This is a genomic window from Vibrio sp. Y42_MX_L11 (assembly GCF_024181785.1).
GTDB classification, from domain to species: Bacteria; Pseudomonadota; Gammaproteobacteria; order Enterobacterales; family Vibrionaceae; genus Vibrio; species Vibrio diabolicus.
Genome location: NZ_JAMZAP010000004.1, coordinates 318,061 through 330,934 on the forward strand (window position 1 = coordinate 318,061; position 12,874 = coordinate 330,934).

General features: G+C 49.0%; 7 protein-coding genes and 1 pseudogene. All 8 read left to right on the top strand.

The features are described 5' to 3' along the window. Window positions 1-2: 2 nt before the first annotated feature. Complete coding sequence (locus tag NL643_RS06775) at window positions 3-2,903, top strand: site-specific integrase (protein WP_253644123.1); 2,901 nt, start codon at window positions 3-5, stop codon at window positions 2,901-2,903. A 10-nt stretch (window positions 2,904-2,913) separates the two neighbouring features. Continuing rightward, window positions 2,914-4,149 (top strand): hypothetical protein, encoded by a 1,236-nt coding sequence (locus NL643_RS06780; protein ID WP_253644124.1) that lies wholly within the window; start codon window positions 2,914-2,916, stop codon window positions 4,147-4,149. A 321-nt stretch (window positions 4,150-4,470) separates the two neighbouring features. After that, a complete protein-coding gene (locus NL643_RS06785; protein ID WP_253644125.1) occupies window positions 4,471-5,634 on the top strand; it encodes a site-specific integrase in 1,164 nt (387 codons plus the stop codon). Beyond that, on the top strand, window positions 5,631-6,218 hold the full coding sequence (locus tag NL643_RS06790; RefSeq protein ID WP_253644126.1) for a hypothetical protein: 588 nt from the start codon (window positions 5,631-5,633) through the stop codon (window positions 6,216-6,218). The genes NL643_RS06785 and NL643_RS06790 overlap by 4 nt, the downstream gene beginning before the upstream one ends. A gap of 551 nt (window positions 6,219-6,769) precedes the next feature. Then, complete coding sequence (gene wecA / locus NL643_RS06795) at window positions 6,770-7,852, top strand: UDP-N-acetylglucosamine--undecaprenyl-phosphate N-acetylglucosaminephosphotransferase (RefSeq protein WP_253644127.1); 1,083 nt, start codon at window positions 6,770-6,772, stop codon at window positions 7,850-7,852. A gap of 497 nt (window positions 7,853-8,349) precedes the next feature. Further along, complete coding sequence (locus NL643_RS06800) at window positions 8,350-9,996, top strand: site-specific integrase (protein WP_253644128.1); 1,647 nt, start codon at window positions 8,350-8,352, stop codon at window positions 9,994-9,996. Then, window positions 9,971-11,251: a hypothetical protein gene (locus NL643_RS06805; protein ID WP_253644129.1), complete on the top strand. Its 1,281-nt coding sequence runs from the start codon at window positions 9,971-9,973 to the stop codon at window positions 11,249-11,251. The genes NL643_RS06800 and NL643_RS06805 overlap by 26 nt, the downstream gene beginning before the upstream one ends. A 110-nt stretch (window positions 11,252-11,361) precedes the next feature. After that, a pseudogene (locus tag NL643_RS06810) lies at window positions 11,362-12,711 on the top strand (IS66 family transposase); the annotation flags it as partial. Window positions 12,712-12,874 lie beyond the last annotated feature (163 nt).

Here is a 12,874-nt window from a genome sequence, read left to right on the forward strand (position 1 = left end):
ACATGGCCCATCCCGCTTTAAAGCACACCGGCGCAAAGCCGCTACATTCAGAGACGCACACGGTCGCGCAATTTTACGCGCAGCAATCGCTCAACCACGCACCATTAGACGAGCTCAGTGAGATCTTAAACAAAATAGACACATACAGCACGCACACCAGAGTACTTGAACAGTCTGAGTTAGCCGCAATGAATCACGACATTCACCTCATCCCCTCGGGGAGGCAAAGCGTGCTTAAGCAAGCGAGAGATGAAGTCTTACTGTATCTCCAGCAGCTTTGTGGTTGGCGTCTACCCGAAACCAAAACAAAGCAGTTTATTGACCACCAACACAATTCAATGGTGGCGATTTATCAACACAGTGAAATCGCCCACCTCATCTATCGTGCATATTGCCAAGCGCTGCCATTGCACGTCATGCAGCGCTCAGACATTAACGTTGCTTGGGTAGCGATCACATTAATGATGGACGTGGCACCGCTTCCCTTACACTATTGGGGCGAGCGTCTTATGGACCCAGAACCACTGGAGTGGGTGGACGGCATGCTGACCATCAGAATTACGCACCCCAAAAAGCTGTCCTATTTTGACGATGATGAACCGGTAAGTTTTACGCGCTACGCCATCCCCCCATTGGCAGCGAGAGCTTTTACCCACTGGCAGACACACGCACCACTCAACACCACAGAACACAAAGAGAAGAAACTGCTCGACGCCTTAAACCAGTGGCTGGTTGGTTACTATCCTGACCAACGTCCACTGAGTGCCCTCAACTGGCATCGAGCTTTACAAGCGTTATGGCTCCATCGCTACCGCTTACCCCCAGAAGTGCTCAACGACTTTTCCGATCCGCTGCGCCATGTCAGCCCCAGATCCCATGGCATTGCCGCATTGAATCGTCAGCAAATGGAGCACATCTTTGCTGAGCACGATCTGTGTTCAAACGAGATGGAGGGGGAACATCGAGCCAAGCGATCATTTCGACATTGGCCACATAAGACGCTGCTTAAATTCATTGACGGCCGCCGCGCAACGAGGCCCGCCCAGCCGCCATTCGATCGCCACAACCTTCTGCCTCGACTGGTGTATGACTATGTAGAAGAGCTGCACCGACTGGGCGGCGTAAAAAAAGGCACCCTGGCGGCGAGCAGCATTACACGCTATGCCAATGTGGCCACAGACCTTGTCTCACACCCGCTCTCCTATGAGGTTGCCACGCAAAAAAATACGCTTCAGGCGTGGGCGAACACCGTATATGGCGCATTACGAGACGAGCAATCCCAATGGTTTATGTATCGCTTTTTCCGATTTTTGACCCAGCAGGCGCTCACCTCTGAGCTGGATCTTCGAGTCTTTGACAAACCAGTTCGGCCAACAAAAGTGGATGCGTTGTCGCTGGGCGCAGAGGACGTTCACAGTCTGACGACAACCCTGTTGTCTGGCGGCGGCTCTCCATTGCAACGGCTATTCAGCAGTGTGGCCACGTTACTCGGTTATTATGGTGGCTTACGGCGAGGCGAAGTCCTGCGGCTCAGGATGAAAGATATTCGCTGTACTACCAGCAAAGGGGCCCATTTTGATGTTCGGATCACCCGTACCAGCGAAGGAGGTCCCAAAGGGGGGAAACCTCGTTGGGTGTACATGGTGCTCCCCGAGGCCGCGGCCAAGCTCATTCGATTGGTGATGTCACTCAAGCAAACCTGTCAGCCCAAAACGCCCTTTCTTGGTTTCATTGGTGAAAGCAAAAGTTCTCGTGAACGCCATTACCTTAAGCCGATATCCAAAGCCCTCAAAGCACGGTTTGGTAAACGCGCCCGATTTCATCACTTGCGCCATGCAGGGGCCACACTACTCTATCGCCAAGGGCTTCACCTTGCATGTGGACGTTTCAGCGAAGCCTCGATGAAAGGCGTTGAGCAGTCCATTACCACCCATTTGCTCGCAGAGTCCATGGTGAACGCCAGATTTCAATACTGGTTACAAGGCCGAGAATTTGGGCAAGTGAATAATGCGCTGCTGTTTGATGAAATTGGTCGCCAGTTGGGACACCAATATTATGCAACGACCCGACTGCATTATCTGCATGGCATGGAGTGGGTCACCCCATTTTTTGTGCCTCAACAGCGCCGCTATAGTCGTGCTGAGCTGCGCTATATCTTAGGTCTGTCCCCCCTCTCCAATGATGTTTCCCGCATCCTCACATCATTGGTGCCTGAATATGCCACCCTCTCGGTACCAGAGAAAAAGTCGTATCACCCAATACTGACTCATGAGCAACTCAACGGATTATTGATGGGACGGCTGAATGTCAGCAGGGTCTCCATGCCTCACCCCAACACCGACACGCAGTTCAATGATAACGATTGGATAACCCTATGGAATCACACCACTGAGCAACAAGCATTACGTTGCGCCAATCCGCAGCATGCCGAATTTATGTGGCAGACTCAGGCTTGCCTGCACATGTTGCACACTGGCCAACAGACGTTTGCCGCCATTAGCAAGGTGTGGCAAACATTCGGACAGCACAAACCGTTTCTCATCGAGAAAACCGCCCTCTCCGCGCTCAAAACACTGGGGCCTTTAATGCTGACACAGGCGCACACCTTCATCTTTGAAAGTCCGTGTAATCAGAAAACACAAAAAGCGCTGAATGCGCTTCGTTCAATCGGTATTGATGCTCCGCTCCATATGACGCTTCATCAAAACCGAAAACGCCTGGACAGTAAAAAGTGGGCGTTCATCCAACATCAGCTACTTAACTCCGGCGACACGGCAGAAAAACGCATCCACAACACAGGGAAAACCTACCTCACTTTGACGTTATCTGTGCCCAATCTCCCACTCGCTGCGCGACATGAATTTCGCCAGTGGTGGACACGTCATACTCAACCAAACTTATAAGGATAGCCGCATGAAAACATTAACTTTCCAACCTGAAACCCATGAAAGCATCACACACTTCACTCAACGCATCAGACATGGCGATCCCAACCCCTTTATTACGCTGGTGATCAGCCATCATGCTGACATTTCGATGATTGGCGGACCGAGCAGTGATCTCTGCCAAGTCACGATCCCCAAAGAAGACAATCCGGAACTTCCCGCAGGCTTCTGGTCGTTCAGCGCGACCGCCTTTCGCCAATACTGGCAAGGACAAGCAACAAAATTGCAGAAAAAAGAGCCCATCACACTCAAGGTCATAGATACACGCACTCCCTCCCACCTGACGCTCGAGGGGATCACTGACCTGAACTCGTTTCGCTATGCCGAGTCGCAACCTGCGTGTGAGCACCACCTCGCGTTTTATAACGCCATCAACACCAAATCCACGCGTACCTTAAAAACGGACCAAGCCATTGCAATCCTCAACACCGCTGAAACCTATGTGCCCTATCAAGTGTTTGAACTCAGTAAAGAAGACCGTATGGTACGCATTGAACGTGACAATGACATCTTGCCTTTTCCACTGCCTGACACGTTAGACGTGGACTTCAATATGACGTTAACCCCCGAGGCCATGGCATCAATGGCGTATTTGGCCCACTCGACCCACAAACCGACGCTGTCGATGTATTTAGATGATGAACAAGCCATTTTTAGCGATGGGATCACGACGCTGAGCCACTCACTGGCACCACTGCGCGCCTATCGTGAGAAACAGCAACAACACTACGAGCTGGAAGCAAAAATAGTGATCAATATCTTTGAGTTCAAAAAGGAGCTTCAAGACTTTAAAAACATTGAAGAAGTAAGTAAGGCTAATCAGGCGCTTCTTTATATTGCTTCTGAGAACGTTTATCTAGGCGCACTCTCAAGTGCGGGCAGCGTTATGCGTCTGCACACAGCGGATATTAGCGTCACCCACCCACACGTTTATGCCGTGAACCTCAATGCCATCACTAAAGTAAAAATTAAAGATATTACCGGTGCAAAGGCAATCAAGCTGACTGTGTTGAAAAATACGCATGGTGAGCGAAAGTTGGGGTTTCATAATGATAAAGACAAAGAACACCCCTATGTTAGCGTGCCGTTGGAATTGGCGACCTCAAAACTGGCTGAACTGAAGCAGCGTATTGAGGCCGAAAAAGAGCTTGAGCAGGATCTCTCTGGCAAGCAAGCCGATATGATCGGCTTTGATGATGTTTGACCGTTTTGTACCTGATGAAAAATAATGGGGCGCAAACACTGGACAAACATCCAGCTGCAACTATAGTATTAAGTGACCTTTCATCCAATAAAGGGGGATTGATTTCAATTTCCTTTTATTGGACTGAAGACTTGAGAGGTGCCGAGGTTTCTCGGGATTTCGAAGAGAGAAAGACAAGCAGTTGGGATAGGAAGGCGGCAACCTCCCTACCCCGTACCGGCTGCGCAGCGTTTAACCCACCCCAGCCGATGGCACGATTCTAGCGAATTCCATCGGTGAGGGACAGATCTATTTAGCGATCTGACACCGATGGAGACCACTATGGCTCATATTCGCATCCGCCCTAACGGGCGCATTCAATTCGATCTGCACTTGTACGGACAGCGTTTTCGTGAAGGCACTAAGCAGATGGCCACCCCAAAAAACCTCAAGATCGCGCAGGCGACCCTGAAACAAATGAACGCGGAAATCGATTTAGGGACATTTCAGTACCGCGATTATTTTCCGCACAGCAAAAAAGTCGCCACTTTTGAGGCGCTGCAACGCGCCAAATGCCCCGATCACCTTTATCCTTTTTTTGATGTCTACGCCAAGCAGTGGTATGAGCGCCAAAAGGCCAACTGGAAACCCAGTTATCAACGTGTGGTCTGGAACACCTTAGAATGCTACCTCCTCCCTGAGTTTGGTAACACACTGGTATCCGAAATCAGCCTGTCTCAAGTGGATTTCTTTCGTCAGTTTTTGAAAGAGTGCACCAAAAGCGGTGGCTCAAGAAAACTGACCAACAAACGCATTAACAATATTCTCTGGCCATTGATTGCCATCGTCAGTTTGGCCGCCGAAGAGCTCAAATTTGATTACCCCTTTCGCCGTTATAAATCGCTTCGAGAAGAGAAGGCCGAGTCCAAACCGCTGACCGCTGAAGAAGTGCACCACTTTCTGGCGTGTGTGGATGCGCACTGGCGAGATTATTTCCAGCTACGATTTTGGACAGGCATGCGAAGCTGTGAAGTACACGGACTGTGCTGGGAGCACATTGATTTTGATCACCGTCTGATCCGAATACGACAAAATCTGGTCAATGGGGCTGTATGTGATGTGAAAACGCCGAAATCCCGACGTGATTTAGTCATGAACGATACGCTTTATGAGCTGTTCCTACGCCAAAAAAACAGCCCTTATACCAGTGATACGTTTGTGTTCACCAATAGGAAAGGCCAGGGCTTAGACACCCACTGGGTGAGTAAAAAAATTTGGCATCCAACGCTTGGCAAAGCGGGGCTTAAAAAGCGCCGCGCCTACGAAACCCGACACACAGCTGCCGTGCTCCATATTGCTGCTCATGAGAACCCACTTTATATCTCTCATATGCTTGGGCACAGTGATACTCAACTCTTGTTCGACGTGTATGCGCCTTATGTCGCTAACGCTTCTCGTATTGATGGGCAAGCGTTCACTGCCATGATGTCAGGAGGCGCACAATGACGATCCTCACCTTTGAGAAACCCGAGCATTTTCTGAAAAGCCTCACACAACACCAACAAATCGCCGCTTTTGCGCTCGGGGGGCAGAACCCTAAAGTTTATGTACATTTAAAGGCAACTGGGATACCTCAAGCACTCGCACACCAACAGGCGATTGAGAGGCTAGCGAACCATTTCTATCAAACACTCAGGTACAAGCCCGATTGTCAACGTGCACTGGATCGTCATCATGCTTTGGTTGTTGAGAACGTGCCTATCATGTGTGAGGATGTCGAACTGCACCTAAAATACCCTGAGCTTCCGCTCGTCAAATATTACTCTGCGATCCAATATGCGAATAATCAAGTGGATATCATCGAAATTTGGGATCGTCATTTCAGTCTGTCTCGGGCGTTATGCTTTGCCATACACCACAAGCTCATAGAGCCTAAATCGCAAATTGGGTATACCCATGATATGGTGCTTGTTGAATTGTCAAACCAAAAGCAGAGCTTTTGTTATATTCAAAACAGCGTACCCCTTTGTTTTCATGTCGGGCAATTTCAATATTTACAATTACCCTTGCCCTGGACTACATCCCTCTAACAGGACCGTACGTATGGGTCTCGTATACGGCTCATGCATACTCCATATCACCTCGATTGGAGGCACTATGCTAATCTTAGGATCATGTGTTGTGCGCTTTGTGGGAACAGTTTGTTGTTTTCAACATTGTTGGTAACTTTCATTGCAGGATTTGGCATTCTGACTATTAGCCAGTGACGCCCTTGCCATTCGGATTACCTTTCCTTTGGTCACTATGACTCCACTTTCTTTCAAATGGAGGGTGGGTGTAGCTTTGCTGGGCAAACAACGACGAGGGCTCCCACATGGGAGCCCTCGTATTGATGTTGCATTTTAACTAGCCTTTGCCACAGGTCACGTATGTAAACATCGCTGTTTCCCAAAATTGCGATTTTCTTCGTCTATTCGTTCATACACTTTTCCCATAACAACAAAAATTGAATATTGGCAACTTATCACTCCTAACCCCTACTGAATAAGATAATTAGATAGATACTTCAAATCGAGCTTTTGGAGTTATAGAATTTGAGCTAAAATTAGTCGATATAATGAAAATAACCGTTGGCTAAATTATGTTCCTCGAGCTTAGTTTTATCTTTTTTTCTTCATTAACAACTCTATTCTTGATGCGAAAAATAGCAAAAAGAATTGGTCTTGTAGACAAACCAAATGCCAGAAAACTGCATGATGGTGCAATTCCTTTGGTAGGTGGGATTTCCATTTGCCTAGTGCTGGCGCAGTACTTAACTTTTAGGCCTGAAGCAATCGAACATAGCTGGCTGTTCTTGTTATGTATTGCTGTCCTTACTTTTGTCGGTGCCGTTGACGATAAAATAGATTTGAGCTTTAAAGTTCGTATGGGAGTTCAAGCCATTTTATCGATTATAATGATGAAAGTTGCTGATATTGAGCTACATAGCTTAGGCAATTTGTTCGGAATCGGTGAGATATCATTAGGTTTGGGGGGGACATTAGTTACCATTCTGGCTGTCATTGGAGCGATTAATGCGTTTAACATGGTGGATGGTATTGATGGCTTGTTGGGTGGACTATCTATCGTAACTTTTGGTGCCATTGCACTCTTGCTACAAGTAGACAGTCAGCACGGTTTAGCTTACCTATGCGTTGTCATTATTGTAGCGATGCTGCCTTATATCTTTATGAACTTGGGAGTACTGGGACGAGAGCGTAAGGTATTTATGGGAGACGCCGGTAGTATGATGATTGGCTTTACTGTCATTTGGTTACTTTTAGGAGTAAGCCAAACGGAAGGCACTTCACTTATGCGCCCAGTAACTGCACTTTGGCTTATTGCAGTACCATTAATGGACATGGCAGCAATTATGATTCGCCGAGTTAGAAGAGGCGATTCCCCATTTAAACCGGACAGAGAACATTTGCATCACATTTTCCAGCGTTTAGGCTTAGGCCCAAGACAAACGCTAGTTGCTATATGTTTGATCGCCGCAATGTATGCGTCATTCGGAATTTATGGTGAGGCAACAAACATTCCTGAAGTAATAATGTTTATGCTATTTATTGCCTGCTTTATAGTTTACTCTGTTGTCTTGGCGTATATCTGGAAAATAACTCGCTTTATCCGTGCTAAGTTAGGAAAGGACACCCGCGTAAACGATACTTCTTTTGCAAAATAGTGCCGCCCCGCTTAGAAGCCCGGCGCGCTCCGCCCAAAAACCTCGCTACATAAGTGGGTTAGCCCGCCCCTTGTTTTAGGGTGAGACACAATTGTCCGCCAATCGCAGCGTTTGAGACAGATGCGCCGCCCTCAAATCGGGGGCCTCCTGGCGATCTCTCTATGCTCCTAACGTCCCCAGCAAAGGAAAGCGCCCAGCCCACCTTTTTTTGCCACAATCTCTCAATATTGAAGCCACTTTTACTCACATATGAGATCAATCGCACATTACCTATACAATTATCCCCCGTTCCTCCCTTGACGAAAAACCCACCAATGCGCCTATAATAAAACCCAACATATTGAGCTCGAAAGACAAATAACACACCATATATAGAATCAAACAGTCCTCTAAACATACCAGTGGCCCAAAAGCACCGCGTGACGATGTGAGACGCTTTCTCCTCCTTTTGGACTCTGGACGCAACAGGCTTGGTATTGGACAACAAGAGGCAATCGATGAGAGACTCAGAGCAACGAAAAAAAGCGGAGCGAAAACGAAACGCAGGAGGGGTCGCCCCGAATGCGAAACGTCACGCCTTAAAGCTGCTGGCCGCCATTATACGTCTCAAGCAGCGATTCTCCGTTCAGGTTGCCCCCCACCTTGATGCCAACCTGACCAATACCGAGAAAATCTCTCCGCTGGACAGAGCGCTGCTGCTCTTTCTCTACCTGTGGCTGATCAATCGCTTGCCTCATTGCCACTCGATTGAAGATATCCCCGATCTTCGCTTAGTCAGTGGCCGTGACGATTGCGACGCGTATCGCCTGAGAAAGATACGAAAAACCGCGCCCAGCTGGGTAGAATACGCGATGCCCCATCGCACACCGCAAGGCACCGAATGGCGCTGGCAGCCCATCCCAAACGGTCTCAATCACTGGTTCGTGGGTGCCCTCGCCCACACCAAGGCGAACAGCCAGGCGTGGCACATGAGTGAGGATGAAAAACGCGCGTTCTTGAGATTTCTTCAGACAAAATGGCGCACGCCCGTTGCCTTAAAGGGGTACGACATGATGCGGCGCGATCATTTTTATCACTATATTGACTCAATGCTGCATCGCGATCCGCACGTGTCTGTGTGCACCAAATACAGCGCACTTCAGGACAAGTCGCCGCATCATAATAGCGCGCCCGCTTATCAGAGCAGTAATACCAACGCCGTTCGTTATGAGCTTTTTCATGCCCAAGGTCGCTATCTTTCTCGGCTACACCAAGCCATGCCGAGTGACTTACTGGCGCTGTTTTGCGCGCCCGAGCCCGTCACCGGCAACGATGCGCCGCTGGTCAAAGCCCAGTCATCGGTTCCTGCCTATTTGGCCACGCCCGGAGAGATTGTTGCCTTTCGCTACGCGATCACTGATTCGACGCGCGAGTATCTTCCGATACCGGCTCAGCCGATTGGATCGACTCGACAGCTTTTGGTTAATGACGTTCGCCAATTTTTCGCCCGACTTGCCAACCAAGGCCGAGCACTGGAGAAAAAAAGACACACCACCGCCTCACTGCGTGAGCTTCACAACTTCCGCGCTTATGAACTGGCGCTGCTACTGATCACGCTCACAGGGACTCGGCCCACCCACGCGATTTCGCTTGAGAAAGCGCTGTGTTTTGATCGGCGTTCAGCGCTGGTGTTCGATAAAGGCATTTATCGAACCTTGTATTTATGCCCCGCCTTTGAACGTACCCTCCGTCGTTATCTCAGCCTACAGCGCCAGCTGGCCGACATGACGGGGATTGTGTTGGAGAGCCCCTACCTTTGGCTTACCGTGACCGAGGCGATGAGCATTGCGCACCTCAATGCCCAATCACTTCGCCAGTTTATGAGTTCAACGTGGCAGAGCGTGAACCCGAGCGAGCGTGTCGTGCCTTATCAGCTTCGCCATTTTTTTGCCCAGCATGCACTGAACTCGCTTGATCCTGTATTAACCGCCGGAGACATCGATAGGCTCATGGGGCATGCAAATTTCGGCGAGCAGCTCGGCAGCGATGTGCTGTTTCCCGCCAAGCAGCGCAAGCTGCACCGCTTTCTCGATAAGCTACCCGATTTTTTGCACCTATCTGAGCCGATGGAGGAGTACGATGTCACACACCACGCTGCGCGCTGACGCGATTACCGAGTTCCATGATAATTTGGGGTTGCCATGCGCCGCAAAAGCGGATCTTTGCTGGGTATGTGAACAGATTGAAGCGTTTGAATTACCCACGCGTGCGCTCAGCGTGCCGCAGCTTAACGCTCTCAATACTCGTATCCGTCAATTTGTCACCGGTCTTCAGCGCCACCTCAAGGCAGCGCTCGATCAAACCCTGCATTATCTCAAAGAGCGTTGTGAGTGGGAGCTACCGGCCGTACAAACGCCCGTCTTTAAGGATACCCAGCAGCAATGGCTGCTCTCCATTCTCAAACAAAGCGCGGCCGCCAGTTCGCTCCTGCACGCCTATCACGCGCAGCGAGACTCTTTTGTGCGTGAGCGCTGGGAGGAAATGGGCTGGCTTTTGCTTGTACTTAACATTGAGGTGGCGCCACTGCCCCTACTATATTGGCAGCGCATCTTAACCTCTCCCGAGTCCATTGAATGGTTTGAAGGCCGCATGACACTCACCGTGGAACACACGCAAGCACTGGCCAACTTTACCAGCAAAGAGCAACCGAGCTTTACGCGCTATCCACTGAGCCTCGTTGCCTACAAAGTCTTACTATCCTTTTATCTTCACCCTCCCTTTAAACACCTTACGACGACAAGCCTCACGCGTGCGCTCAATGCCTGGTGCGAAGGCGTGCCCTATTGCATGCCGCCAAGATCAGACCAAGACTGGCATAAACTCTTTCAGGCCATCTGGTATCACCATCACGCCCTTCCCGTGCCTCTTTTGCGTGATTTTAGCGATCCTGAGCGTCACGTCGCGACACTTGAGTGTGCGCATCAAAGGCAGGCACGTGCGTCCACAAAGGCCTCAACGCCGTCCCCCAGCGCGCGGGTTCCCCTCCTATCAACGCCTTCAGAGGGCAAAGCCAGCTCCCCTACTTCCCCTTCCCGTTCATGGCCACACAAAGCGCTTATTCGTGCCTTAAAGCAGCAAAGCAAGAAAAACCGATTGCCGCCCACACTGGGCAGTGACAATGTCCTGCCATGGTTTTTTTATCATTTTGCGGACTCATTGCATCGTGAAGGCGGCGTCATCAAAAAGACGCTTGGGGCCGACACCATCGACCGTTATACCAACTTTTATTCGCAGCTTTCGCCTTTGTCACTCAAAGACGCCAGCGATCCTGAAGCACTGCCTCGCTGGGCTCGTGATCAATTTGAACGGATAACGGACAAGACGACCCCTTGGCATCTCTTCAATTTTTGGTCGCGGTAGGAATGGCGTAACTATTCACCCAGGAGCTATTGACAGCAAATTTATGTGACTGAGTTAACTTGATCCCACATTCAACTTGAGTGATCTTTTTGTGGTGGCAATCTGGAGGTATGAATAAGAAAACATTACCTCCACCGCCAGATTTCGATTCGCCTGAAGAGGCGAAAGACATCATCCACTTTTTATGGAATAAGCTGGCAGAGCTTGAAGACCGACTAAATCAAAATAGTCGAAACTCTTCTGTGCCATCATCTCAACAACCCCTGCATAATAAAGCTAAAAATACTTCGCCAAATCGGAAGAAATCTGGAAAAAAGCAAGGAGCTCAACCAGGTCATAAAGGCCATCGCCGACTGCTTCATCCTATTGAAGAGAGCGCCTCGGTTGAGCAATATTTACCGAATAAGATATGCCACTGCGGTGGGTGTGTTATCCCAAATAGAAAACCTTATAAACGACACCAAATCTTTGACTTGCCAGATATCTCATACACGCTTGTTGAACATCAAATCTTTAAAGGCGAGTGCGCATGGTGTGGTGATAAGCATCAAGCGGAGCTTCCAGAGTCTGTGCCCGATGTTCAAATGGGGCCAAATCTACATAGCTTTATCGCAATCCAAGCGACGCAGCACCACCAAAGCATAGGTAAAATACAATCTATGCTGAAAGACGTCTTCCAGCTTAACTTCTCAACAGGTGCAATATCTGCGGCGCAAGGACGAGTCACTGAATACTTAGCTGATACTCATACTCAAATCCATGACACAGTAAAAGCATCTAAACTGATTATGGCTGATGAGACTTCACATCAGCGCAATAATGATAAACGCTGGATGTGGGCCGCACTCAGCAATAACGTAGCCTTTTTCCAAATTAACAGCGGAAGAAACCAACATGCTGCCAAACGACTACTTGGTGAAGCGGTTTCACACCTTTTAGTGACTGACCAATATTCTGCCTACAAATATATCGACGAATCTAAGCGCCAATTATGCTGGGCTCACATATTAAGGAACGTCATCGCTATCGAGGAAAGCGTTTGTCCTGAAAACCAAAAAATCGGAGAAAAACTCGCTTTAATCGCTCATAGCGTATTCAGGTGTCATCACCGATATATCGAAGAAGAAATTACCGAAAGCCAATATTACCGCCGACTCAGGCGGTTACGAAAGAGCTGGCTTCATTGGCTCAAATTGGGTAGTTATCAATGCTCAAAACGATATCGAGGTAGATGTCGAAATCTCATCGCTGATGATGCTATGGTCTGGCGGTTTATGGACGACTCCGAGTGCCCGTTAACAAACAACGCAGCGGAGCGAGTTCTCCGTAATTACATACTGATGAGGAAGTGTTGTTACGTGACTCGCTCATATCGAGGCGACCAGTTCCGCGAACGAATGTTCTCGCTGATAGAAACAGCCAAACTTCAGCAGGTCTCTGCTTATAAATGGCTGCGTGAAATCGTCGAACATCACATGTTGAAAGTTGATTATCAGGCGCCACAGGGAAAGATTACGAAACCCCTTGCCCTGCAAGGACTTGCGAAAGGTAGCTGTTGCTACGGTTCGCTTTTTTCTGCTTTCTTTTGATCCCAGCTTTGAAGCTGGTTTCTTCCGTCAGCAG

Excerpts from the sequence above, each read along its gene's own strand:
- NL643_RS06805 (WP_253644129.1), top strand. The coding sequence starts at position 9,971 with ATGTCACACACCACGCTGCGCGCTGACGCGATTACCGAGTTCCATGAT.
- wecA (WP_253644127.1), top strand. The coding sequence starts at position 6,770 with ATGTTCCTCGAGCTTAGTTTTATCTTTTTTTCTTCATTAACAACTCTA.
- NL643_RS06800 (WP_253644128.1), top strand. The coding sequence starts at position 8,350 with ATGAGAGACTCAGAGCAACGAAAAAAAGCGGAGCGAAAACGAAACGCA.
- NL643_RS06780 (WP_253644124.1), top strand. The coding sequence starts at position 2,914 with ATGAAAACATTAACTTTCCAACCTGAAACCCATGAAAGCATCACACAC.
- NL643_RS06785 (WP_253644125.1), top strand. The coding sequence starts at position 4,471 with ATGGCTCATATTCGCATCCGCCCTAACGGGCGCATTCAATTCGATCTG.
- NL643_RS06790 (WP_253644126.1), top strand. The coding sequence starts at position 5,631 with ATGACGATCCTCACCTTTGAGAAACCCGAGCATTTTCTGAAAAGCCTC.
- NL643_RS06775 (WP_253644123.1), top strand. The coding sequence starts at position 3 with ATGGCCCATCCCGCTTTAAAGCACACCGGCGCAAAGCCGCTACATTCA.